The organism is Nocardia asteroides, from assembly GCA_019930625.1.
Classification (GTDB): domain Bacteria; phylum Actinomycetota; class Actinomycetes; order Mycobacteriales; family Mycobacteriaceae; genus Nocardia; species Nocardia sputi.
This window is the reverse complement of the sequence record CP082844.1, coordinates 5,081,672-5,105,665: the sequence shown is the minus strand read 5'-3', so window position 1 is coordinate 5,105,665 and position 23,994 is coordinate 5,081,672. Positions and strand designations below refer to the sequence as shown.

Here is a 23,994-nt window from a genome sequence, read left to right as displayed (position 1 = left end):
CGAGCGTGTTGCCCACCATCGGCGATGTAGTCGAGGCACTGGTCACGTTGACCGGCGAGCCGCACCCGCTGCTGCCTGACACCGAACCACATCCCCTGTCCCCCAGCCGACGGCAAAGCCTCGGCGACCCCGAACCATGAGGTAGCCCAACGCGCTATGAACCCACATACGTGGCGAAATCGCTGCCGAATGGGTGTTCTAACAACAGGTAGAGACCGGTGAAGGTGAAACCGACCATAGTGAGCATCAGAGCCAGTTGACCGGTGAGCCGGTGCGCGGGCGGAAGCAGTCGCAGGCAGCGGTCGTGGGCCGCGGCGACACCGAGGATGTGGCCGACCACCACGGCCGAGACCTTGATCGTCCCCAGCGCCGCGGGGTGGGTGGACAGGAGGTAGGCGACGTCGCGGTCGGCGAGCCCGGCGAGATTCCACCCTCGTCCGAACGGATCCGCGAACAAGAGCATCGTCGCCTGCCCCTTCTCCACCAGGAACGTGAGGTAGTGGGCCACCAGATAGCCGGCGACGATCGGGGTCAGGCTGTGTGCAAGACGAGCGGGAAGTCGTCTCCGCTCGTCTTCGGGCAGACCTCCGGTCGCTCGGGCGGCGATTCGGAACGCTACCCCGACGACAGCGATGAAGCCGAGCAGCCCCAACGTGTTCAGTACGGTCGGCAGGACTTCGGATCCGTTGCTGCCCGCCTCGGCGAGCACGCTGCGCCAGGACGGGAAGGTGGTGAAGCTGTCGAATGCCGTCGAGCCGAGCAGGGTGGCGGCGACGGCCACCCCGCCGATCCGTGCCGGAGTGCCCGCCAGGTTGTCCAACGGTGAGCGCAGCACGAGCTCACCGGTTTCGCGACGTCCGAGCGGACTCAGCCTGCCCAACAGGCTGCTGTACACCTCGAGCGGGTCGGCCCGCTCGGCCCATGTCGTGCCCCACACGATCAGTCCGATCGTGCTGACGACGAGGTATGCGACGAGCCAGGTGGTCACCGCGGCCACCGAGCCCGGTTCGGGGTAGGCCAGTTCGAGCCACACGAAGGAGAACAGGCCGAGCACGGCGGGCCACTGTCCCCAAGAGCTGGGATAACGGAGCAGACCGCGAGTGGGCGGACGGCGCCACACCAGGCAGACGACGCGGTGCACGGCACGCGCCGGGGACAGGATCTTCCAAACGGGTCCGGCGATCAGCGAGGCGACCATGACACCGACCCACAGGAAGATGTAGACGACACCGGGGACGGGATTGCGTGCCGGGTCGGAAGGTCCGAACACGCCGATCGCGACGACGGCGAGGGTGACGGCCGCGCTCACCACCGAAATGCCGATCCGAATCGGCTCGGCGTCCACGATCGCTCCGACTACCGAAGGGAGCTCGAATCCCGGTGATCGTGGTTCCAGCCGCGGTCGGCGCCAGGCGACCGCGAGCACCGCGAACGAGAAGGTCAAAGCCCAAGCGGCGCCGACGAGCGCGTACGACAGCGGGATCGGCAGGTCGGTGGCACCGCCGATGCCGTGGGCCAGAACTGTCATCCGCGCACGAGCAGTGTCGCCACCGTGCGCCGGGCGTGGTGCAGCTCGATCTCCACCCGTCCCGGCACCTCTACGGTGAAGCGGAACCGCTGGCCTGCGCCCGGGGTGATCGGGAAGGTGCGCTCTGGTGTGGCGTGAACGTGCATTTCGTCGTCGGTGTCGCTGTCGACCACGATCTCGATCGGTCGTCCTACCCGGGTCTCCAGGCGGACGTCGGCCGGACTCACCGAGCCCGCGGCGATCCGTACTGCGACGACGAGGCTGTCCGTGTCCCCAGCCACCGCGGTCGTCGACGCGGAGGGCGCGGGATCGGATGAAGCGCAGCCGGTCACGAGCAGACCCCCGAGAATCACGAGCGCGGCCCAGCGCCGCACGGATGCCATCATTCCTCCTTGTCCGCGCCGTGTTCGGCCGTCGACCCCGCCGTCCGTTCGTGCTGGTGCGCCCGACGGTCTCGCAGGGCGACGAACACGACGACGGCGACCACGAGCAACGCGGGCAGGAAGGCCGGGATCGCCAGCAGAATCGAATGATCGGCCAGCACGTCCACGCCGTCGTATTCCGGGTTCATCGCGACCCCACGGGCTCCGGCGCCACCGTCCGGCCGACGTGCGGGTACCGGTCGTTGATCCGCGCCGCACCCCAGGACAACGCCCCGACGAGGACGAGGCTGCACAGCAGTACGACGAGCGACGCCGCGGCGAACAACCAGGAGGGGTGGTCGAACGACCGCTCCCGTTGCAGCACGGTGATCTCGGAGATGAACGGCCGGGTGAACGAGGCGAGCGCGGGAACCTCTTCGACGCCGATGCCGGGGTCCGCGGGCATGAAGATCGGCGCCGCGGTCAGGACGCGCCCGTCCTGCAACCGCAGGACGGTCTTCCACGACCCGTGCGCCGGAACGGGTTCGGTCGAGACGTAGTGGCCGGGGCCCACTCGCCGCAGCTGGTCGACGACCAGTCCGCGACCGGGACTGTCTCCCCCGATCCCGCCTTGCCAGGCCAGGACCTGCATCCACTCGGGGTCGGAGCCGACGAGATCGGTGGGCGTGAGGCGAACGTCCGCGAGCACCATCCTTGCGTCCGTGGCGGATTCGGCGTCGCGCAGTGTGACTGTGGCCTCCGCCCGCTCCGGTACGTCCATGAGCAGACCGTTGGCAGTCGCGGCCGCCACGATCGCGACCGCGGCGACCATCAACCCGCGGCGCACCGGCGGACGCGGCAGCGGTTCACCCCGTAGCGTCATCGCCAGCAGCGCGCCGACGACACCGCCCGCGATGCTCGTGGGGACGGCCATCGCCAGGAGTTCCGGCCACATGGCGGGCGGCCACGGATTGACGAACATCGCACCGATCCAGAGGGATTCCAGCCATAGTCCCACCGTCGCGATGCCGAGCCCGCACAGCGCACCCCACCAGATCGGCCGCCGGGTCAGCGGCAGCAGCGCGAGCAGTTCGACCACGACCGCGCAGCCGAGATAGAGCGGGAATACGTTGCGCGGCGCGTCGATGACCGGCCCGCCGACCAACACGGCCACCACGGCACGGACCGATGCGGCGAAGCCCACAACGACCAGGGTGCTCAACGGCCCGAGGCTCGCACGGGCAGCGACGAGGGAAATGGAGGCAGCCGCGACGATGAGCATCGGCTGCAGGACGAGCCGGAACTGCTGCACGCCGAAGTCGAACTCCACCTGGAAGACCGAGAGCCCGATGAGCAGGCCGCCGAAGGCGAAGGCCCGCAGCAGCCACATCCGCCGCCCGTCCGGACGGTCGGGCTCGGGCCGGCTGTGCCTGCCCTCGAACTCCAGCAGCAGCACACCTACCAGCGATAAGCCCGCGCCACCGATGAGCATCAGATGCGTCGGCCCCCACAGGGTGACATCCTGGCCGAACAGCCGATGCCAAAGGTCGTCGAGGGGGAATCCGATCAAGGCGTACAGGCCGGCGTTTGCGATGAGGATGCCGCCGACGGGCGCGTACCACGTGCGGGTGATCCGCACTGCCGCGGGCCCGGGCTTTTCGTCCAACGGAAGCACGATCGCCGACATCCCGGCGGCGAACAGGAAGAACAATCCCGCGAGGATGAAGTAGTGGGCCGGGTTCGCCAGCGGCCCGTCATCCCGGCCGTTGCCCACGTGCAGGCTGACGTCCCAGATGAATCCCAACAGCGCGGTCAGGATCGTCGCGAGGAACAGCGCGAGCGGAAGAGCGACCCAGCCGGGGCGGTTGAACAATCGGCCGAGACGGTCGGCGATCCGCTGGAGCCAAGTGATGCGCCGGGTGCGGTGCAGATACCCGATCCACAGCAGAACGACGGCGACGAGCCCCGCGGCGCCGGTCATGGCCGCTACTTGGTCCAGCGCCGCTCCGCCGCCCTCGGTGCCCGGGGCGGCCAGCGATCCGAACCTTTCATGCGCGATTTCGCGCACGGGAGACCTCCATCACACGAACGAATATATGTTACGAACGGTACCATAAAAGGGGCCGGCTTCGGGCGCAAACGGCGGTCAGCCGACGATCGGCAGGGTCCGCTCGTCATCGAGCTTGGTCAGCGCCCGTTGCATGGTTCCGGTGACGAACTGGTAGGCCTGCTCCAGATGGAGTTCCGGACCCAAGGCCGCCCGCAGGTCGATCGGGTCCAGGAACTCGACGGTGATCTTGCTGGGCAACGGCAGATGACCGGCGAGATCTCCTACGTCGAGCCCCCATGGGAGTGCGAGCGAGATCGGGAAGACCTTCAGCCGCAGCATCCGGTCCAGCCGAAGCAGGCGTGCGATCCGGTCCCCACGGGTGAGTACCAGCTGACTCTGCTGCGCACCGATATTCACCACCGGCACGATCGGGACCCGCTCGTCCCAGGCCAGGCGGAGAAAACCGGTACGACCGGCGAAGTCGATCCGGTCCTCCTCCCAGGTCGGGCGGTGCACCTCCCAGTCGCCGCCGGGATAGACCAGCACCGCCGCGCCGTCGCGCAGTGCTCGCGCGGCGTTGGCCGCGTCGGCGTTCACCGTACCGAAGCGGCGCAGCAACGAGCCGATCACCGGGTAGGCCATCACCATGTCGTGGGCAAGCTGGAAGAAGGGCCGCTGCGGGCCGAAACGGCGGACGAACGCCAGGGTGGTCACCATGACCTCCGGCGACACGTTGCCGCCGGAGTGGTTCGCCACCAGCAACATCGGCCCTTCCTCGGGTATCCGCTCCAGGCCGCGCACCTCCGCCCGGAAGTAGAGGCGCGCGAACAGCCAGGCCAAACCCATGGTGTCGCCGATGAATTCCGGGTCGCGGTCGGCGGGATCGGCGGACGGGATCCGCGCCTTCACCTGCTGGGCGACCCAATCCGTCGCTTGGTCGACCGTGCCGGTGACCAATCCGAAGACACTCATGGGTTCGCTCCGGCTAGGCGCCGGTCGAGAGCAACTGATCGAAGAACGCCCGGTAGCCGCGCAGCACCTGCCGGAGGTTCTCGGTGTCCGCCGTGTCGCCGCGCCGCTCGTCCAGTTCGCGCTTGCGCTGCTGGTAGGTGGCGATCATCTGCTCGATGGCGTCGTTGACCAAGTCGTCGGCGCGTGCGACGGCAGCCCCGGGATCGTCGACGAAGGTGACTTGGACCTCCCGCCACTGAGTGCGCAGGCGATCGAAATCGGCTTCGGCGAACAGCGGAGCGGGCTGATCGCCTGCCACGGGAGCGGCGCTCGGCCCGACGCCGGCTCCCGGCACCGAGTCCCGGGACTCGGATGGCACGGCGTTGCCTACCCCCGTGCCGTCGATGGGTTCCCCGCGCTGGGTGTCGGTTGCGGACTCCCCTGCCCGAGCGTTCGCGTGCACTGCGTCCGATCGATCGGCTGCGTGAGCGGGGCGGTCTGCCTCGACCTCATCGCCTGCACGCCGCTCGCCTCCGGAACCGACCACGTCGGGGTCCGCACTCCGCTCGCCGCCGTGCGATACCGCTCCTGGTTCACCGACCCGCTCGGCGTCGGTCTCGGGGCGACGGCCCGTCTCGGGAGTTCCCGCGCCGTACCTGTCGTAGTCGGCGCCGGTGCCCGCCGTGGTCGCCGACTCGTTTCGCGTGCCGTCGCCGGGGAATCGCCGCTCGGACTCGGTGCTCATGATTTCACGCCCTTGCTCTCCTTGCCGGCCACGCCGAGCAGGTCTTCGAACAGTTCCCGGTAGTGCACGATGGCCGTGCGCCGGTCTTCGGTGGACACCGCGGTGCCCGTGGGTCGCGTCGCGATTTCGTGCGCGGCGCGATAGTGGCCCAGCGGCGCGGCGTGCTCTACGGAAAGATCGGCGATCTGCTGCTCGTAGTTCTCCGTGGGATAGCCGCGCTCGGCCATGATCGTGATGACGAGGCGGTCGGCTTCCGTCAGCGCCCCGGCGGGGTCGTCGATGAATCGCTCCTGCACCTCTACCCAGCGGGTGGTGTAGACCCGCTTCTCGTCGTCGGATAGTTCGCGTAACCGCAGTTGTGCGTGCCTGCGTTCGCGTTCGGCGAGTTCGCGCTCGGCGGCCTTGCGGTCCTCGTGTTCCCGGACCGTCCGGTCGTACTCGAGGCCGAACTTGCGGCGTAATCGCTGTCTGCGCAGCGCAGGCCACACCACGAACGCGACAAGGGCCGCGACGACGACAATGGCGATGACGACGATGATTGCCCATACTGCAGCCGACATCTGAACCTCCTTGTCGAGCTTGTTCGCAGGGGTAATGCCTCCTGGAGGAGCTTCCAAACCGGTGAGCGTCTGCGGAACAGCTGGGCACCTCTGCCCACGGTGGGTAGGTGCCGCTGGGAGAGGCCGGACTGCGGCGAGCCCGGCCAGCCCTTGTCGGCTTGGGCAGCTGGCCGCAGCAGGCGGCAACTGTCAGACCGACACTCCGTAGCGGGTGGCGATCGCGACGGCGCGGTCGCGCAGGCAGGCGCGTAACCACTGCGGGGCAAGGGCTTCCGCGTCCGTGGCGAGCTGCCACAGCGCCCACTCGGCGTGTCTGGGATCTTGGAAGGTCACCTCCAGCCGCAACCAGCCGTCCGCGTCGGCGTCTTCGGCGCGGACGGCCAGCGCGGTGCTCACCAGCTCTTCCCGTCCCGCCGGGTGCACCCGGACCAGCACGGTGGCTTGGTCGCCGCCGGTCCGGAAACGCGTGCTGCGTTCCCGCCAGGCCCGGTCCAGATCCACCCGGTCCGGTCGCTGTGCGGGATCGGGCAGTTCCTCGGCGGCCAACACCCGCGACAGCCGATAGGTGCGGTCCGCCCCCGATCTTGTTGCCAGCAAATAGCCCTGGTCGCGAACGGTGACCAGACCGATCGGGTCCACCGTGCGCCACTCCGGAGTCTGATCCACAGCCGCGTAGTGGATGCGCAGCTTGTGCCCGGCGAGGACCGCGCGCCGGATCTCGGCCACTACGGCGTCGGACACCTGCTCAGCGACCAACCGGCGCGAGAAGAGGTCGGTCTCCGGATCGATCAGCAATCGCTGGGCCGCGCCGGTCGCGGTGGCGCGATAGCTTTCCGGTAGCGCGTCGACCAGCTTGCGCATGGCCGAAGCGAGCGCCGAGCCCAGGCCGAATGCCTGCGCGCCGCGCCGTGACCCGGCGACCAGCAGGGCCAGCGCCTCGTCGTGATTCAGTCCGGTGAGCTCGGTCTGGAAACCGGGTAACAATGCGAAACCGCCGTGCCTGCCGCGCTCGGCGTAGACCGGCACGCCTGCCGCGGACAGCGCCTCGATGTCGCGCAGCACCGTGCGGGTGGAAACCTCCAGTTCGCGGGCCAGCGTGGTCGCGGACAACCGACCGTGCCGGCGCAGCAGCAGCACCAGCGAGACCAGACGGTCGGCGCGCATGCGAAAACTTTAGCGGAATACACGACACAGGATGTCGTGATTCGTTGCGAGGCTTACCACCACGGCGTCACAGACAGCGGCTATCGGGCCGATGGACGTACGTACTTCAACGAATCGAATGGAGCTGATGTGGTAGCGGAACGAACGGCAGTCAACCCGGTGACATGGTCGGTGCAGATGGGATTCAACCAAGGTGAGCTCGTCTGCGGGCACACCCGGACCCTGTACTGCTCCGGGCAGACCGCGATGAGCGGTGACGGCAAACCCCAGCATGCCGGTGACATGGCAGCGCAGTTGACGCTGAGCCTGGACAACGTGGAGGCCGTGCTCGGAAAGGCCGGCATGTCCCTGGCGAACCTCGTCCGGCTCAACGTCTACACCACCGACGTCGATCTGCTCTTCCAGCACTACGGCGTGCTGGCGTCGCGGTTGGCGGCTTCCGAAGTGGCACCGACTACCACGATGCTGGGGATCACACGACTGGCGATCCCCGGCCAGATGGTCGAACTCGAGGCAACCGCCGTCGAGTGATGCCGACTCGCCGCCTCCGGGGCTGCCGGAGGCGGTGAGTAGCCCAGCCCGGGGTGGGCCGAGATTCCGGGCCGAGGGGTGACTGTCAGCGTCAACGTGCTGACGATCTTCCGGCCGGGCGTGCCAGTGAAGTCCTCTGGTCTCGGTCCGGATCGAGGCGACAGGGGCGCGGTGACTCCGCCCTAATACCCTAGGGTGGTATCGTACCTAGCGATTCAGCTGCCCGGAAGGATCGCATTGCCGCAGATGTCTGGTCGGCCGAGTGCCACGCGCCCGCCTCACCGTCCCACTCGAACGGGATGCTTTCCGGCGCCCGCAAGCTTTCGCATCGAAATCTCGTCGCTAGGGTGGATTCCACAGTGAAACTCATCGGATGGTTGCGGCCCAGCGGCTTGACGCTGGCGATGCTTGCCGCGGCGCTGCTCATGGCGCCGTTGCTGCACTGCACGCTGCTGGATGCCGATGACCACTCCTCCACGGTCGCGCGGCACGTCCATGCGGCCGTGACTCCGATCCCGGCGGCCGTGGTTTCGGCGCTGGACTACCACTCGGACGTCAGCACCGACGCGACGCACCGTCACGGTGTACCGCACGCAGTCCACTGCGCCATCACACCCGCGCTCCCGGCCGGGGGCGGCAGTATCGCCCCGCCGCAGTTGCTCCTATTGATGCTGGCCGCGGTCGTAGTCCTCGCGATTGTGGGCCGGGCGGGTTCCGCCGGAGTACGCGGTCCGCCCGTCGCGGCCGTTCCCGTCGTCAGCGGCAGAGTACTGCTGACGCGCTTCTGTATCGCCCGACGCTGATCGGTCAGCGCCAGGTCGGCGGGTGTCGTCCCCGCGTCGGCCGGTGTCTGTTCCCGATGCACGTCTGCGCCCTACGGGGCGGTTTCGATACGGAAAGCGAAGGTCATGGACAAGTATGTGCTCGATGAGCGCGCCGGGGTGCCCGCAGCGCTGGTGCCCGCCCCGGACGCGGCGCGGCATCCCCGAGCGCTAGTCGGTAACACTCCCGTGTTGTGGGTCGGCGCGCCGCTGGCACCGGCCGGCCGAGGATTCTGGGCCAAGCTCGAGGGATTCAATCCGGGCGGGATGAAGGATCGTCCCGCCCTGCATATGGTGCGGCGGGCCAAGGAACGCGGCGATCTGGCGCCCGGCGCGCGGATCGTGGAGTCCACCAGCGGCACCCTCGGTATGGGGTTGGCCCTGGCCGGGATGATCTACCACCATCCGGTGACCGTGGTCACCGATTCCGGTCTGGAGCCTCTTGTCGCTCGGATGCTCACGGCCTACGGGGCGCGAGTCGACGTGGTCGACCAGCCGCACCCGACCGGCGGCTGGCAAGAGGCGCGCCGCGTCCGTGTCGCGGAGTTGCTCGATGGCGAGCCCGGCGCGTGGTGCCCGGATCAGTACAGCAACCCGGACAATGTCGACGGCTACGAATCGCTGGCCATCGAGTTGATCGAACAACTCGGCGGAGTCGACGTGCTGGTATGCGCGGTCGGCACCGGCGGCCATTCGGCCGGGGTGGCGCGGGTCCTGCGCCGGTTCAATCCCGATCTGAAGCTGATCGGCGTCGATACGATCGCATCCACCATATTCGGGCAACCGGCTGGTACGCGGCTGATGCGCGGCCTCGGCTCGAGCATCTACCCACGCAACGTCGACTACGCCGCCTTCGACGAGGTCCATTGGGTCGCGCCCTCCGAAGCCGTGTGGGCGTGCCGCACGCTCGCCGCGACCCACCATGCCAGCGGCGGATGGAGCGTGGGTTCGGTCGCTCTGGTGGCGGGATGGGCCGCCCGCGGCCACGACCCCGAGGCGCGGATCGCGGCCGTCTTCCCCGACGGGCCGCACCGCTATTTCGACACGATCTACAACGACTCCTACTGCGAGGATCTGGGCTTGTTGGACGCCGATCCGCCGATCGAACCGGAGACCGTCAGACACCCGGCCGAGCGGGTCGTGCGGTCCTGGACACGCTGCACCCGCGTCCTGGACCCGAGAGCTGCCACCTTCGGACGGAAGCAGTCGCGATGACGGGATTCACGCAGTTCCGCAGCTTCGATCTCGCCGCTCGGCTGCTGATGGTCAATCAGTTCGGCATCAATTTCGGCTTCTACATGTTGATGCCGTATCTGGCCGGCTACCTGGCCGGCCCACTGGGCTTGGCCGCGTGGGCAGTCGGGCTGGTGCTGGGTATGCGGAACTTCTCCCAGCAGGGCATGTTCCTCGTCGGCGGTACGCTCGCCGACCGGCTCGGTTACAAGCCGCTGATCGTGGCCGGATGCCTGTTGCGCACCGGTGGTTTCGCCCTGCTGGCGTTCGCCACGTCGCTGCCGGGTTTGCTGATCGCCTCGGCGGCAACGGGTTTCGCCGGAGCGCTGTTCAATCCCGCCGTCCGCGCGTATCTCGCGGCCGACACCGGCGAACGACGGGTGGAAGCGTTCGCGGTGTTCAACATCTTCTATCAGGCGGGCATTCTGGCCGGGCCACTGGCCGGACTCCTGCTGATGACGTTGGATTTCCGCGTAACGGCGGGTGCGGCGGCGGCCGTGTTCGCGGTGCTGACGGTCGCGCAGTTGTTCGCGCTACCCACCCGGCGCGCCGCGCTCCCGGCGGAAAAGACCTCGGTGCTCGAGGATTGGCGCACCGTCGTCTCCAATCGCCGGTTCGTGGCCTTCGCAGTGGCGATGATCGGCTCGTATGTGCTGTCGTTCCAAGTCTATCTCGCGCTGCCGTTGCAAGCGGGCTACGTGGCAGGCGCGCGATCACAGGCCCTGACCTCAGCGGTGTTCGTGATCTCGGGTGTGGTCGCGGTGGCCGGACAGTTGCGTATCACCGCGTGGTTGCGCTCCCGCTGGAGCTCCGGCCGCAGCCTCGTCGTCGGCATGAGCGTGCTGGCGGTGTCGTTCCTGCCGCTGGCGATCGTGCCCGGACCCCAGCGGTTCGGCGTGGTCGCGGCCGTGGCCGCGCTCCTGGTGACGGCGGCGCTACTGGCGATCGGGACGGCGGCGGTGTTCCCCTTCGAGATGGACACCGTCGTATCGCTGGCCGAGGGCAAGCTGGTCGCCACGCATTACGGTTTCTACAACACTGTCGTCGGCGTCGGCATCCTGGGCGGCAACCTCGCCACCGGCGCGGTGGTCGGCGCCGCCCACGCCGCGGGAGTCGAGTGGGCGGTCTGGGTCGGTCTCGGCGCGGTCGGCGCGGTCGGCGCGCTGGCCTTGCACAGGCTCGACCGATCCGATCGTGCGAAGCGTGCGGTCGCCGGTGGCGCCCATGGCGATTCCACGCGCGGTCGGCACGTCCTCGAGGTCGAGGACCCGGTGGAGGTGATGAACTCCCGGCGATAGCTGGGTCACCACCTCGACGGCGGCCGCCGCGATGACGGCGGTAGCGCGGGATTGCTTTCGCCCTTGCGCCCACCTCGTCACACCGTGGCGGCCGCGGGCGAGGACGAGCCAATCTTCGGCGCCAGGCAGATGGAGCCGCCGTGGCACGCGGGAAGCTCCGGGCAGCCAGGTCAGGACGGCCAACGCCGCGGTGGCGACCGTCGAGTCGACACCGAAGTACGTCCTGACCTGCACCCCCAGGTCGCGACCCAACGAGTGCTGATCCGAGAAATCGACCCGATACAGTCGTCGACGGCGTTGTCCGGGAAGGTCGAACGTTTTCGGATCCGTGTAGTTGCGGACCATTCGCTCGCCATCGTGAAAATAATTGCCCAGCAACCGATATGTCCATTCCGTCGCGGCCGCCCCATGCCGCTCCCCCGCCCCCAGCAGCACCACCAGATCGATCGGTCCGGGCGAAGCGCGATGCACGGCGGCAGCGAGCAGGTTCGTCAACCCGGGCGCGAGCCCCACATCGACGACCACCGCGGCCGCAGGCGCGAGCCGTTCCAGCGCGGCGACATATTCCGTCGAGGCTGTGACGTCTACGAATGGGATTCCATGTGTGCCTGCGATTTCGGCGAGCCGAGGATTCTCGGCACCGGACGCATTGACCACCACATCGATACTCGCCAGAGCGGCGCGATAGGAGCGCAGATCAGGTTCGGTCGAGTCCACCGTCCGGTCCGCGCGGGCAGGGTCGCGTCCGGCCGCGATCGCGTGCACTCCCCTCGCGCGCAATTCGGCCATCAGATGGACACCGACAGCGCCGTACCCACCCAGTACCAACACGTTTCTCACAACCACCACCATATGCTGAGAAAGCACCGTCAGCTCGCTACCACGGTCGGCCCCCGCAGCGCGGATTTCCTGTGGTGGGCGACGATTTCGCTGAGCCGGAACACCTCACGCGGGTCCGGCAAGACATGTCGAATCGCGAAGACCGCGACCCGGGTGATATGACGCGCCGCGTAGCTGAAGGCTGCGGGCGGTTGTGGGATTCCGAGGCTTTCGATCACGTGTTCTTCCGACAGCGCCAGCGCCAGCCAGCGTCCGAACCAGCGCAGCGGCCGTGGAAACCACCGCGTGGCGAACTGATCGATGAGCGCATTCGCCAACCGCTGCCCGGCCTCGGAGCAGGCGAAATCCGGGCCGTGCTCGTAGGAGTGGAGAAACTCTTGCATGTCGTGCCAGGTCTGCGGAATATCGGCGACGCCGAGCCGTGCCGAGACCTCGCGCCAGTGGACGAGCTGGGCGCGGCGCTCCTTCTCGCTGAGCCCTGGCGCACCCGCGACCTGCCGCAACAGCCGATCGTAGATGAGCGTGAACACCGCGGCGCTGTGCTGAAAAGTGTGCAACGGCATGGGCCAGTTCCGGGCGACGGTGGAATGCCAATTCCGGACATAGTCCAGGCTCTGGCCGGTCACAGGGCTCGAAACGCCGTCGTCGATCCAGGAGAACAGGTGAAACATGGTCTCATCGGCGCGTCGGATACCTTGCTCGTAGAGCATCCCGGTGCCGTTGCGGTCCACCGAGACCGCCGACGCGGGCGGCCCGGCGAAGCGCACGAAACCGACTGTATAGAACAGGTGCACCACGAGCAGGCTCCTCGGCACCAGCTGACAGCTCGTCAACCGCACGATTCGCTCGCTGTCCACCGCGGGATCGAGCCGTTCGATCTCCGCTTGAATCCATTTTCTACCGCGCTTCGCCTGCCGAGCCGCCACAATCCAACCACCTATCACTAGAGCTTCACTACAGTGAATTTTTCACTGTAGTGAAGCTCTAGTCAAGGGGCCGCGCGAGGATCAGCCGTGGGAGGCGGACTCCTCCGGAGTCAGGCCCATGCCTGCCGCCCGCTTGCCAGCGGCATCGGCGGGAAGAGTTTCGCCCAGAACTCGTGACGCACCGCGTCCCACAGCCTGGTCAGTTCCGGAAGGAGCTCTCGCGCTTGCGCGAGGTCGGGATAACCGCCGGGGCTGAACGACACTACCGGCGAAGCGTCGGACGCATGGTCTACGGCGACGATGGCGATCAAGTGGTGCTGAACGAAGCGCCAGGTCACACGCAATCCGTCGACTTCGGTTCGGTGCACATCATCCATCTCGGCCACTCCTGCGCCGTGCGCTCACCCGACGGGCGCGCGGGCCACTACCGGTCGGCCACACTCGGCCGTGCGCCACCATTTCGGCGGACGATCCGGCCCGGTCACGGGCGGCCCACCCTGGGCGCTCGCGGTGAAAGATCTGATTATCGGACATCAGGGAATCCTGCTTCGATCGTGACGTCGGCGCGTCAAGGTGCCCGGGGAGGCAGTTCCACGGCATTTAACCTAAGACATTAGAGTTCATAGTTCAAGGGTTCATTGTTAGGATCAGGTGACATCCCCCACCGAGGAGTCGCGTTGTCGAACCGGGAGAGCGCCGGATTGACCGCTTTGGGCGCCGTGCTGTCACCTCTCGAAGGTGGCGGTCCGAAGACCGATGCCGTGGTGGAGCGGCTGTGCGCCGCGATCAGCCTCGGTCTGATGACAGACGGCCAGCAACTGCCGAGTGAGACCGATCTCGCCAACCAGTTGGGTATATCGACGATGACCCTGCGCGAGGCACTTGCCGTACTCCGGCAGCGCGGGATCGTGCACACCAAGCGCGGCCGCGGTGGTGGCAGCTTCATCCGCGGTTCGGCGGAGGTTCTCGAGAGCGCCTCGCTGGCGCGATTGCAGCAGATGAGCATTCAAGAGTTGCGCGATCTGGGGGATGAACATTTCGCCGTCACCGGAGCGGCCGCCGTGTTCGCCGCCCGCCGCGGGTTGCGGGCCGATATCGCCCGGCTCCGCTCCCTGGCCGACCGGCTGAAGGACAGCAGCGAACCCATCTCCGCACGCCGCGCCGACAGCCGGTTTCATATCGAAATGGCGGTGTGCGCGCAGTCCACCCGGTTGACCCGCGCCGAGGTCGCATTGCAAGCCGAACTCTCCGCGTTGCTCTGGTTGCCGCGGCTGAAATTGGACCCGGAGGCCGAGGCGACCGCTCATCGGAATTTGGTGGACGCGATCGAACGAGAAGACGATGCCCGAGCGAGAGAGCTGGCAGAATCACAAACCGAATCACGCATCCGCCGCCTCGTCGCCCTACGCTTGGAGCTCAGTGATCGATGAGGGACACCGATAATTCCCCCACCCCGGTGACCGTCGAGTCGCTCGCTCATACCGTCGGAAAGCTGGCCGACGAGGTTTTCCGATCACTGGGGATCATCGGGACGGCGCTGGCAACGCTGTGGGAAGATCTCGCCGATCAGCCGCGGTCCACTCCACGGTCGACCGACCTCGTTGCGCTTCGCGACACCATTGTCGGTGAACTCGAGCGGCATGGGAAACTCCTCGAAAGCGCGGGCGTAGTGCTCGCTGACGGCATTCTCGCCGATCGTCCCCGTCACCTCGAATGGTGGTTGCTGGACGCAGAGAGCCGACCACAACGCCTGCTGCTGGAATTGAACCCGCACAGCGAATATTTCTACGACTACACCGGAATGGAATGGTTCGCGATTCCGCGTGACCAGGATCGGCGATGGGTGCACGGCCCCGCCCTGGATTACGCGTGCACCGATCAATACGTTTGCACATTCGCTGTACCGGTCACGATTCCTTCGGGGACCTTCCTCGGAGTCGCCGGTGCGGATGTCCCTGTCGCCTCGCTCGAGGAGATCCTGCTCCCGCGGTTCCGGGCATCCGGTCAGCGGGTGGTGCTGGTCAACGGCGAGGGCCGCGTGATCATGGGCACTGATCCGGAATTCACGACCGGATCCAAGACGAGCCGAATGGACCGGCCTGCCGCCGCGGTGCCGATCGAGACCTTGCCCTGGTCGTTGCATCCGTTGGGATCCACGGCATCCCACTGATTACCCGCGCGACAGCGCGGCGCGCCCCGATGACTGGGGTCGTGCGACCCAGCGAAGTTCGCCGAATACTCGTGTCCATGAAGGCGATCACCGCAGGCCTCCTCCTGACGGCCACACTCCTCGCACCCCCGTCGGCCGCGTCCGCCGCGCCGCTCGAAGAGCCGTCGACCGTCGCCGAAACCGGATCGGCCACTCGATCGCTGTGCCTGCTACTGCGCATCTTGCGCGCGGGGTACGTCGACAGTTCGGCCGGTGGCCCTGCCTGCACATTTTTCTGACCCTGCGGACCGATGACCGGTATGGGTGCGGCCCGCTGCATCACTGAGGCCGGGCCCGATCGCCGCCCCGGATGTCAAGGCAGCGAGCTGATGTACAGCCCTGCGGCGCTTCGACTTCCGCGAGTGAGATGACACGTTGCGCTGCTGCCCACAAGGTCGGGCGAACCGAAGAAGCAGGCGGACGCAGCGACACGTGTGTGGCGGCACTGCTGCGAAGCACACCGGCGGAAAAGATGTGAGCCACAACATATTTGGTGCGGCACCGTAGTATGCCGCGCCGTAGGCGGCTCTCCCGCTATGTCCCCAACGGGGGAACAGAAACCTGACTGAACGAGATATCACCGGTCTGTCTGCGACACCATTGCCAGCCTGTAGCGACGCTGTGGGTCGGATCGAAACGTTCGTCCGCGAGTCCAGCACCTGAAGGAGTAAGCACCCGAAATGAAGATGGACCGCCGTTCTGCGCGTGGAAGCCGCCGTCGCCGTTCCGGCGGTCCACTCTTCGGCCAACTGCTCACCGCCGCAGTCGAATCCGCCGCCGACACGGTCGCGATCCGGTTCGCCGCGACAGCTGATTCCGCCGATGCCGTGGAGCTGACCTACCGGCAGCTCGATGAATCGTCGTCACGGTTGGCGCGGGAGTTGATCGACCGGGGGCTGGGGCCCGGCGACGTCGTGGCCATCGGCATCCGGCGCTCGGTCGAGTCCGTGCTGTCGGTATGGGCGATCGCGAAGACAGGCGCTGCCTATGTGCCGATCGATCCCACCTACCCGCCCGAGCGAATCGCCTACATGGTGTCCGATTCAGGGGCCGCGCTGGGCCTCACCACCTCGGCGTACCGAGAAGCGCTGGGCACGTCCATCCCCTGGATCGAACTCGACGACCCGCGACACCGAGAGCGGATCGCGGAGCGGCCCGCGCACCCGGTCTCGTACACCGATCGGGTGCGGATGCTCACCGAGCAGCATCCCGCCTACGTCATCTTCACCTCCGGATCGACCGGACGCCCCAAGGGGGTCGTGGTCACCCATTCGGGACTGGGAGCGATGGTGGCGTCCGAGCGGGAGCGCTACGGTGTCACAGACGGCTCCCGGGTGATGCATATCTGCTCGCCGAACTTCGACGTGTCGGTGCTGGAACTGCTGGTCGCCTTCGCCACAGGATCGACTCTCGTGATCGCGCCGCCGACGGTGTTCGGTGGATTCGAACTCGCCGATCTGCTACGGCGCGAACACGTCACCCACATGCTCATCACACCCGGGGCACTGGAGTCCGTCGACCCCGCGGGTCTCACGGACCTGCGAGTCGTCATGGTCATCGGTGACCGGTTCGGGCCGCACCTGGTGCACCGCTGGACCGGCGGCGGCCGCGCCATGATCAACGGATACGGGCCCACCGAGGCCACGGTCATCGCGACCAGCAGTGCACCTCTCGTGCCGGGTGAGACGATAACCATCGGCAGCGCCATACCCGGATTCGGTCTGTACGTGCTGGATTCCCGCCTGCGCCCGGCCCCTGCCGGAGTGGTCGGCGAGCTGTACCTGTCCGGTCCCGCGCTGGCAGCGGGTTATCTGAATCGGCGAAGTCTCACCGCGGCACGCTTTGTGGCCAACCCATTCGGCGGCGAGGGCGGCAACCCGGGCTCACGGATGTACCGGACCGGCGACCTGGCGCGCCGTCTGGGCTCCGGCGGCATCGAAGTCCTGGGACGTTCCGACTTCCAGGTGAAGGTGCGTGGCTTCCGCGTCGAACTCGGCGAGATCGATGATGCGCTGAGCCGCCATCCCGATATCGAGTTCGCGGTGACGTTGGGCAAGCGGCAACCCAACGGTACGACCATGCTGGCGTCCTATGTACTGCCCAAGGCGGCAGAACTGGCAACGGAATTCGACACCGCCACACTCGTCGACTTCATCTCCGAGACATTGCCCGCTTACATGGTTCCCACAACGATCATCGTGCTGGACGAGATTCCGTTGACGCCGGTGGGCAAGCTGGATCGGGCGGCTTTGCCGGAGCCGGTGTTCGCCGCTCGTGCTTTCCGTGCGCCGTCGACTCCGACGGAGGAGGTTGTGGCGGAGGTGTTCGCTGCGTTGTTGGTGGCGGACGGGGGTGGTCGTGTGGGTGTGGATGATGATTTCTTCGAGTTGGGTGGTAATTCGTTGTTGGCGGCGCAGGCTGCGGCGCGGGTGGGTGCGGCGTTGGGTGTGCGGGTGCCGGTGCAGTTGTTGTTCGAGGTGTCGACGGTTGCGGGGTTGGCTGTTGGGGTGGAGCGGCTTGCGGGGTCGGTGGCGGGTCGGGCGTTGGTTGCGGGTGTGCGGCCGGAGCGGGTGCCGTTGTCGTATGCGCAGCAGCGGATGTGGTTTTTGAACCGGTTCGATCCGGGTAGTGGGGTGAACAATATTCCGGTCGCGGTGCGGTTGTCGGGGCGGTTGGATGTGGGGGCGTTGCGGGCTGCGGTGGGGGATGTGGTGGAGCGGCATGAGGTGTTGCGGACGGTGTATCCGGCTGTGGATGGGGAGGGTTTTCAGGTGGTGTTGCCGGTGGGGGACGCGCGGGCGGTGCCGGCGGTGGTGGTGGAGTCGGTGGAGGCTGCGGGGGTGGCTGGTCGGGTGGCTGCGGTGGTGGGTGAGGGTTTCGATGTGACGGTGGCGCCGCCGGTGCGGGTGCGGTTGTTGCGGGTGGGTGAGTTCGAGCATGTGCTGGTGTGTGTGGTGCATCACATCGCGGGTGATGGTTTTTCGATGGGGCCGTTGACGCGGGATTTGATGGCTGCGTATGTGCGGCGGTTGGGGGGTGAGGGGCCGGTGTGGGCGCCGTTGGCGGTGCAGTATGCGGATTTCGCGTTGTGGCAGCGGGAGGTTTTGGGTTCGGAGGATGATCCGGAGTCGGTGCTGGCGGGGCAGATCGCGTTTTGGCGGGCGGGTTTGGCGGGGTTGCCCGAGCAGTTGGAGTTGCCGGCGGATCGGGCGCGTGCGGCGGTGTCGTCGTATCGGGGGGCGACGGTGGGGTTCGAGGTGGATGCGGGGGTGGCCGCGGGGTTGGCGCGGGTGGCGCGTGCGCATGATGTGACGTTGTTCATGGTGGTGCATGCGGCGTTGGCGGTGTTGTTGGCGCGGTTGTCGGGGACGCGGGATATCGCGGTGGGGACGCCGGTGGCCGGGCGTGGTGAGGCGGTTTTGGATGATGTGATCGGGATGTTCGTCAATACGTTGGTGTTGCGGACCGAGATCGATCCCGCTGTGTCGTTTTCGGGGTTGCTGGCTGGGGTGCGGTCGGTGGATGTGGAGGCGTTCGGGCATGCGGATGTGCCGTTCGAGCGGTTGGTGGAGTTGCTGGATCCGCCGCGTTCGCCCGCGCGGCATCCGTTGTTCCAGGTGATGTTGACGTTCCAGAATGTGGTGGTGCCGGAGTTGGAGTTGCCGGGGTTGTCGGTGTCGGGGGTGGATTCGGCGGTGGGGGTGGCGAAGTTCGATCTGCAGTTGGCGGTGGCGGAGAGGTTCGATCGTGAGGGTGGGGTGGGGGGTTTGTCGGCGGCGTTCACTTATGCCACCGATTTGTTCGATGAGGCGACGGTGCGTGATTTCGCGGATCGGTTCACCCGGATCCTGGCCGCGGTCGCGGCGGATGCGTCGGTGGTGGTGGGGGATATCGATGTGCTGGCGCCCGGTGAGCGGGATCTGGTGTTGCACGAGTGGTCGACGCCGGGTGCGCTGGTGCCGGAGGTGACGTTGGTGGATGTGATCACCAGCCAGGCGCGTAACCGCCCGGATGCGGTCGCGATCCGTTTCGGGGACACCTTCTTGACCTTTGGTGAGTTGCAGCGGCGGGCGAATCGGGTGGCGCGGGCGTTGATCGCCCGTGGTGCGGGTCCGGAGTCGGTGGTGGCGGTGGCGGTGGCGCGTACCGAGGAATTGCCGGTGGCTTTGCTGGGTGTGCTGACCGCGGGGGCGGCGTATCTGCCGATCGATACCACCTATCCGGTGCAACGGTTGGAGTTCATGCTCGAGGACGCCGCACCGGTATGCATCCTGACCACCGAGCAGGAACAGCAAGCGCTGCCGGCGGGTGATCTGCCTGTGGTGTTGCTCGGGGAGGCGGAATCCTTCTCCGATGCGCCGGTGGGTGATGGCCAGCGACGGGCGCGGTTGCGTCCGGACAACTTGGCGTATGTCATCTACACCTCCGGTTCGACCGGTGTGCCCAAGGGTGTCGGGGTGGCGCATCGCAATGTGGTGGAGTTGTTCGCCAACACCCAGTCGCTGTTCGAGTTCGACGAGACCGACGTGTGGACGTTGTTCCACTCCTACGCGTTCGACTTCTCGGTGTGGGAGCTGTGGTGCGCGCTGGCCAACGGCGGCACCGTCGTAGTGGTCGACTACCTGACCTCGCGGTCGCCCGAGCAGTTCCGTGAGCTGCTGATCCGGGAACAGGTCACCGTGCTCAACCAGACCCCCTCGGCGTTCTACCAGCTCGCCGAGGCCGACCGGGCCGCGCACCCGAGCGACCAGGGCAAGTTCGCGCTTCGCTATGTCGTCTTCGGCGGCGAGGCATTGGATCTGCGTCAGTTGCAGCGCTGGTACGACCGTCATCCGGTCGATGCGCCATGGCTGGTGAACATGTACGGCATCACCGAGACCACGGTGCATGTGTCGTTCCTGTCGCTGGATGAGCAGATGGTCGACAACCAGGCCAGTGTGATCGGGCGCGCGCTGCCCGGTTTGGACGCCTACGTGATCGATGACCGGCTCCATCCGGCACCGGTCGGTGTGGCCGGTGAGATTCACGTCGCGGGTGGGCAGCTCTCGCGTGGCTATCTGGGCAGGCCGGGGTTGACCGCGACACGGTTCGTGGCCGATCCGTTCGGTGCGCCGGGTTCGCGGATGTATCGCAGCGGCGATATCGGCCGGTGGGTCGGTTTCGGTGGTCAGGCCACCCTGGAGTACGCCGGGCGTGGTGATCAGCAGGTGCAGTTGCGGGGGTTCCGCATCGAGTTGGGGGAGATCGAGGCGGCGCTGCTGCGGTGTCCGGGGGTCGGTCAGGCGGTGGTGCTGGTTCGCTCCGAGGAGCACGCCGGGGACCGTTTGATCGGGTATGTGGTGGCCGATACCGGGGTGAGTGTGGACGCGTCGGTGTTGCGGGCGCAGGTCTCGGAGTTCTTGACCGGCTACATGGTGCCGGATGCTGTGGTGGTGCTGGACGCGCTGCCGCTGACCCCCAACGGGAAACTGGACCGTAAAGCGCTGCCTGCCCCGCAGTTCAGCTCCGGTGCGGTGTTCCGGGCGCCGAGTTCCCCGGTCCAGCAGGCCGTCGCCGAGGTGTTCGCCGGGCTGCTCGGCGCCGAGCGGGTCGGTTTGGATGACGACTTCTTCGCGTTGGGCGGCAACTCGCTGCTGGCCACCCGGGTGATCGCCCGGATCAACGAGGCCCTGGACGCGGATGTGGCAGTACGGGAGTTGTTCGAAGCACCCACCGTCGCCGGCCTGGCCGCACGGGTGATCCCCGGCGCCGGCGGCGGCGCGCGCCCGGTACTCGAACGCCGTCCGCGCACCGAACCGATCCCGCTGTCACTGGCCCAGCAACGGATGTGGGTACTCAACCAGTTCGACCCCACCTCCCCCGCCTACAACATCCCCCTGGCCATCCAGCTACGCGGCGCGCTGGATGTCTCCGCGTTACGGCACGCCCTGGCCGACGTCCTCGAACGCCACGAATCCCTGCGCACCCGCTACCCCGCCGACGAACCCGGCGCCACCCCCTACCAGCAAATCCTCACCGTGGACCAAGCACTACCCGGCGGGCTGGAACTCACCGTCACCGACGACCCCCTCACAGCGATCACCGAGTTGATGCACACCGGCTTCGACGTCACCGAAGAAGTCCCCGTCCGCGCCCTGCTGGCCGAAACCGGGCCCGAGGAACACCTCCTGGCGTTCGTCGCCCACCACATCGCCGCCGACGGCGCCTCCATGGCCCCCCTGGCCCGCGACCTGATGACCGCCTACCTCGCCCGCATCGGCGGCAACTCCCCCCGCTGGGCGCCCCTGGAAGTGCAATACGCCGACTACGCCATCTGGCAACGCACCGTCATCGGCACCGACACCGACCCCGACTCCATCGCCGCCCGCCAACTGTCCTACTGGCGCACCCACCTCGACGGCCTCACCACCCAACCCGACCTCCCCCTCGACCGCCCCCGCCCCACCGTGCCCAGCATGCAAGGCGCCAACACCACCCTCACCCTGGCACCGCAAACCCACACCGCGCTCACCGCCCTGGCCCGCGAACACCACAGCACCCTGTTCATGGTCGTACACGCCGCCCTGGCCGTCCTGCTGGCCCGCCTGTCCGGCCACCACGACATCGCCATCGGCACCCCCATCGCCGGACGCGGCCAACGCGCCCTCGACGACCTCGTCGGCATGTTCGTCAACACCCTCACCCTGCGCACCCACATCGAACCCGCCATGAGCTTCACCCAACTCATCCACCACACCCGCGACACCGACCTCGCCGCCTTCGCCAACGCCGACATCCCCTTCGAACGCGTCGCCGAAACCGTCGCCCCCGCCCGCGCCACCACCCACAACCCCCTCTTCGGCGTCGTGCTGTCATTCCAGAACAACGAACAACCCACCCTCCAACTCCCCGGCCTCACCGTCACCGCCCTCGACCCCGGCACCGTCGCCGCCAAATTCGACCTCCAAGTCAACGTCACCCCCCACCACCACCCCGACGGCACCCCCGCCCACCTCGACACCATCCTCACCTACGCCACCGACCTATTCGACCAACCCACCATCCACACCCTCGGCCACCGACTCCACCGCATCCTCACCACCATCGCCACCAACCCCCACACCCCCATCGGCGACATCGACATCCTCGACCACACCGAACGAGAACGAATCACGGCTGTCGGCACACCCTCCTCGCTACCTCCGTCGACGCCGACCGCGGGTACCGCGCTGACCCAGGCGCTGGTGGCCGCGGTCGAGGACGACCCCGATGCCCCCGCCCTCGTCTCCGGCGACGAAGAGCTGTCCTACCACGACCTCGAGACTCGCTCGTCGCGGTTGGCGCGGGTGCTCATCGCGCGGGGTTGCGGACCCGGCGCGGGCGTCGCGGTCCGGCTGGACCGCGGCCTCGAAGCCGTCATCGCCACCTGGGCCGTACTCAAAACCGGCGCAGCCCTGGTCCCGGTCGACGCACTCGACACGCCACTGCCGGACCACCTCGAAATAAAGATCGGCTTGACGCTCAGCGGCACCCGATCCGGCGCCGGGGTCGACTGGCTCTCCCTCGACGATCCCGCCGTCGTCGCCGAGATCGCGGCCGAATCACCGCGACCGGTCACCTACGCGCACCGCACGCGCGCATTGCGCGGCAACGACCCGGCGTTCATCGGAGAACGGGTGCTCAGCTACGACGACCTCGCCACTGCCGCCGCGCAACTGCGCACGCGAGACGAACTCACCTACGAATCCGAAGTCCTGTACCGCGACCCCGGATCCTCCGACACCCTGATCGAACTGGTCGCCGGTGGAACCGTCGGCGCGTCGGTCGTCCTGGGCTCCGACGGTGAAGTGCCGGCCGGTGAGTGGTGACACTCGACCGAGAAAGCGGAAGGGTTCGCATGATGGTCGTGGGGAGGAGCTGACGAGCTGGCTGTGCAGCGGCGCTAGTGGTTCGGCACGGGCATGTGCGGGTCCGACCAGTACGCGGGGTCGCGGCCGTAGTTGGGTGTCCGGTAGGCCAGATCCCACGGAGCACCGGGAGCGATGAGTTCGCGCCAGGGGGCGACTTCGACGTAGAGCACCCGCATGGCGTTCAGCGCCGCGAAGTGGAGGGCGGGGCCGTCGGTACTGACCGCGTCCTCAGCGACGGCCATTTCGAAGTTCCGTTCCAACCCGGCACGAACGGTGGCCTCGACGCACACGTTCGTCTGCAGGCCCGCGACGACGAGCCGACGGATGTTCATGCTGCGCAGGATCGGGTCGAGTTCGGTGTAGGCGAAGAAACTGTGCCGGGTCTTGTCGAGCACCAGATCACTCGGCTGCGGTGCCACGGCGTCGATGATCTGCGATCGCCGATGCCGGTCTTCGGCGGACAGCTTCGGTAACAGTTGGGCGCGGGAGCGGCGATGCCGAGCGGAGCGCGGATTGAGTGCCAACGGGCCTGCGGGACTGGGGATCTGACGTGAGTAGATGACCGGGATGCGCGACTCGCGGGCGGATTCAGCGAGGTCACGGCACTCGCCCACCACCTGGTCGAGCCGCCAGATCGGCGGCCAGCCCAGCGCGTCGCGAACGTCTTGAACGAGGTAGCTGTTCTGCAGGTCGATCAGCAAGAGCGCGGTGTCGGACATCGGTTCCCCCAACTGACAAACACGACTGATCCTCGGCCAGGACAGCGTAGGCCTTCGCTACCGCGCTACGCGCCGGTTCGACTGGGCTGCGCTCCGTGGGTCGGCGAAGACGAGGGCCGAGGCCCCAGTCCTGTGCCAGGCAGTTGCGCTGTCGTAGTAGGCAAGCAA

General features: G+C 67.4%; 19 protein-coding genes. 8 read left to right on the top strand and 11 right to left on the bottom strand.

Going from position 1 to position 23,994, the window contains the following annotated elements; translation table 11 throughout:
• Positions 1-154: 154 nt before the first annotated feature.
• The 8 genes from K8O92_23480 to K8O92_23445 form a co-directional block, all read right to left on the bottom strand.
• The gene (locus K8O92_23480; protein UAK30825.1) at positions 155-1,528 is read right to left on the bottom strand and encodes a hypothetical protein; all 1,374 of its coding nucleotides are present in this window, start codon (positions 1,526-1,528) and stop codon (positions 155-157) included.
• Positions 1,525-1,911 carry a hypothetical protein gene (locus K8O92_23475; GenBank protein ID UAK35903.1) on the bottom strand — a complete coding sequence of 129 codons (387 nt, stop codon included), beginning with the start codon at positions 1,909-1,911 and terminating at the stop codon, positions 1,525-1,527. Before K8O92_23475 ends, K8O92_23480 begins: the two co-directional genes overlap by 4 nt.
• Entirely contained in the window at positions 1,911-2,099 is a 189-nt protein-coding gene (locus K8O92_23470) for a hypothetical protein (GenBank protein ID UAK30824.1), read from the bottom strand. Before K8O92_23470 ends, K8O92_23475 begins: the two co-directional genes overlap by 1 nt.
• Positions 2,096-3,949: a hypothetical protein gene (locus K8O92_23465; GenBank protein UAK35902.1), complete on the bottom strand. Its 1,854-nt coding sequence runs from the start codon at positions 3,947-3,949 to the stop codon at positions 2,096-2,098. The genes K8O92_23470 and K8O92_23465 overlap by 4 nt, the downstream gene beginning before the upstream one ends.
• Before the next feature lie 87 nt (positions 3,950-4,036).
• Positions 4,037-4,912 carry a 1-acyl-sn-glycerol-3-phosphate acyltransferase gene (locus tag K8O92_23460; GenBank protein ID UAK30823.1) on the bottom strand — a complete coding sequence of 292 codons (876 nt, stop codon included), beginning with the start codon at positions 4,910-4,912 and terminating at the stop codon, positions 4,037-4,039.
• Between the two features lie 13 nt (positions 4,913-4,925).
• Positions 4,926-5,636, bottom strand: a complete 711-nt coding sequence (locus K8O92_23455; GenBank protein UAK30822.1) for a hypothetical protein — start codon at positions 5,634-5,636, stop codon at positions 4,926-4,928.
• Positions 5,633-6,127, bottom strand: a complete 495-nt coding sequence (locus tag K8O92_23450; protein UAK35901.1) for a hypothetical protein — start codon at positions 6,125-6,127, stop codon at positions 5,633-5,635. The genes K8O92_23455 and K8O92_23450 overlap by 4 nt, the downstream gene beginning before the upstream one ends.
• Before the next feature lie 258 nt (positions 6,128-6,385).
• Positions 6,386-7,360 (bottom strand): WYL domain-containing protein, encoded by a 975-nt coding sequence (locus tag K8O92_23445; GenBank protein UAK30821.1) that lies wholly within the window; start codon positions 7,358-7,360, stop codon positions 6,386-6,388.
• 177 nt (positions 7,361-7,537) lie between these two features.
• Here K8O92_23445 and K8O92_23440 point away from each other — a divergent pair, with 177 nt between their 5' ends.
• The 4 genes from K8O92_23440 to K8O92_23425 all read left to right on the top strand — a co-directional run bounded on the left by K8O92_23440 (position 7,538) and on the right by K8O92_23425 (position 11,243).
• Positions 7,538-7,891, top strand: coding sequence for a RidA family protein (locus tag K8O92_23440; protein ID UAK30820.1), 354 nt, complete (start codon positions 7,538-7,540; stop codon positions 7,889-7,891).
• Positions 7,892-8,238: 347 nt separating this feature from the next.
• Positions 8,239-8,694 carry a hypothetical protein gene (locus K8O92_23435; GenBank protein ID UAK30819.1) on the top strand — a complete coding sequence of 152 codons (456 nt, stop codon included), beginning with the start codon at positions 8,239-8,241 and terminating at the stop codon, positions 8,692-8,694.
• A 105-nt stretch (positions 8,695-8,799) separates the two neighbouring features.
• The gene (locus tag K8O92_23430; GenBank protein UAK30818.1) at positions 8,800-9,927 is read left to right on the top strand and encodes a PLP-dependent cysteine synthase family protein; all 1,128 of its coding nucleotides are present in this window, start codon (positions 8,800-8,802) and stop codon (positions 9,925-9,927) included.
• Positions 9,924-11,243 carry an MFS transporter gene (locus tag K8O92_23425; GenBank protein ID UAK30817.1) on the top strand — a complete coding sequence of 440 codons (1,320 nt, stop codon included), beginning with the start codon at positions 9,924-9,926 and terminating at the stop codon, positions 11,241-11,243. Before K8O92_23430 ends, K8O92_23425 begins: the two co-directional genes overlap by 4 nt.
• A gap of 869 nt (positions 11,244-12,112) precedes the next feature.
• Here the strand turns inward: K8O92_23425 and K8O92_23420 are convergent.
• Positions 12,113-13,009, bottom strand: a complete 897-nt coding sequence (locus tag K8O92_23420) for a hypothetical protein (protein ID UAK30816.1) — start codon at positions 13,007-13,009, stop codon at positions 12,113-12,115.
• 110 nt (positions 13,010-13,119) lie between these two features.
• Positions 13,120-13,386, bottom strand: a complete 267-nt coding sequence (locus K8O92_23415) for a hypothetical protein (GenBank protein UAK30815.1) — start codon at positions 13,384-13,386, stop codon at positions 13,120-13,122.
• Between the two features lie 300 nt (positions 13,387-13,686).
• Between K8O92_23415 and K8O92_23410 the strand changes: the two genes are divergently transcribed.
• The 4 genes from K8O92_23410 (at position 13,687) to K8O92_23395 (ending at position 23,065) form a co-directional block, all read left to right on the top strand.
• Positions 13,687-14,439: a GntR family transcriptional regulator gene (locus K8O92_23410; GenBank protein UAK30814.1), complete on the top strand. Its 753-nt coding sequence runs from the start codon at positions 13,687-13,689 to the stop codon at positions 14,437-14,439.
• Complete coding sequence (locus K8O92_23405) at positions 14,436-15,179, top strand: cache domain-containing protein (protein UAK30813.1); 744 nt, start codon at positions 14,436-14,438, stop codon at positions 15,177-15,179. Before K8O92_23410 ends, K8O92_23405 begins: the two co-directional genes overlap by 4 nt.
• Positions 15,180-15,256: 77 nt before the next feature.
• A complete protein-coding gene (locus K8O92_23400; GenBank protein ID UAK30812.1) occupies positions 15,257-15,457 on the top strand; it encodes a hypothetical protein in 201 nt (66 codons plus the stop codon).
• 441 nt (positions 15,458-15,898) lie between these two features.
• A complete protein-coding gene (locus tag K8O92_23395; protein ID UAK30811.1) occupies positions 15,899-23,065 on the top strand; it encodes an amino acid adenylation domain-containing protein in 7,167 nt (2,388 codons plus the stop codon).
• Between the two features lie 74 nt (positions 23,066-23,139).
• Here K8O92_23395 and K8O92_23390 read toward each other — a convergent pair whose 3' ends face one another.
• Positions 23,140-23,826, bottom strand: coding sequence for a cysteine hydrolase (locus K8O92_23390; protein UAK30810.1), 687 nt, complete (start codon positions 23,824-23,826; stop codon positions 23,140-23,142).
• Positions 23,827-23,994: the final 168 nt, after the last annotated feature.

Coding starts and splice junctions, on each gene's coding strand:
- K8O92_23480 (UAK30825.1), bottom strand. CDS start 1,528: ATGACAGTTCTGGCCCACGGCATCGGCGGTGCCACCGACCTGCCGATC.
- K8O92_23475 (UAK35903.1), bottom strand. CDS start 1,911: ATGGCATCCGTGCGGCGCTGGGCCGCGCTCGTGATTCTCGGGGGTCTG.
- K8O92_23470 (UAK30824.1), bottom strand. CDS start 2,099: ATGAACCCGGAATACGACGGCGTGGACGTGCTGGCCGATCATTCGATT.
- K8O92_23460 (UAK30823.1), bottom strand. CDS start 4,912: ATGAGTGTCTTCGGATTGGTCACCGGCACGGTCGACCAAGCGACGGAT.
- K8O92_23455 (UAK30822.1), bottom strand. CDS start 5,636: ATGAGCACCGAGTCCGAGCGGCGATTCCCCGGCGACGGCACGCGAAAC.
- K8O92_23445 (UAK30821.1), bottom strand. CDS start 7,360: ATGCGCGCCGACCGTCTGGTCTCGCTGGTGCTGCTGCTGCGCCGGCAC.
- K8O92_23440 (UAK30820.1), top strand. CDS start 7,538: ATGGGATTCAACCAAGGTGAGCTCGTCTGCGGGCACACCCGGACCCTG.
- K8O92_23430 (UAK30818.1), top strand. CDS start 8,800: ATGGACAAGTATGTGCTCGATGAGCGCGCCGGGGTGCCCGCAGCGCTG.
- K8O92_23425 (UAK30817.1), top strand. CDS start 9,924: ATGACGGGATTCACGCAGTTCCGCAGCTTCGATCTCGCCGCTCGGCTG.
- K8O92_23415 (UAK30815.1), bottom strand. CDS start 13,386: ATGGATGATGTGCACCGAACCGAAGTCGACGGATTGCGTGTGACCTGG.
- K8O92_23405 (UAK30813.1), top strand. CDS start 14,436: ATGAGGGACACCGATAATTCCCCCACCCCGGTGACCGTCGAGTCGCTC.
- K8O92_23400 (UAK30812.1), top strand. CDS start 15,257: ATGAAGGCGATCACCGCAGGCCTCCTCCTGACGGCCACACTCCTCGCA.
- K8O92_23395 (UAK30811.1), top strand. CDS start 15,899: ATGAAGATGGACCGCCGTTCTGCGCGTGGAAGCCGCCGTCGCCGTTCC.
- K8O92_23390 (UAK30810.1), bottom strand. CDS start 23,826: ATGTCCGACACCGCGCTCTTGCTGATCGACCTGCAGAACAGCTACCTC.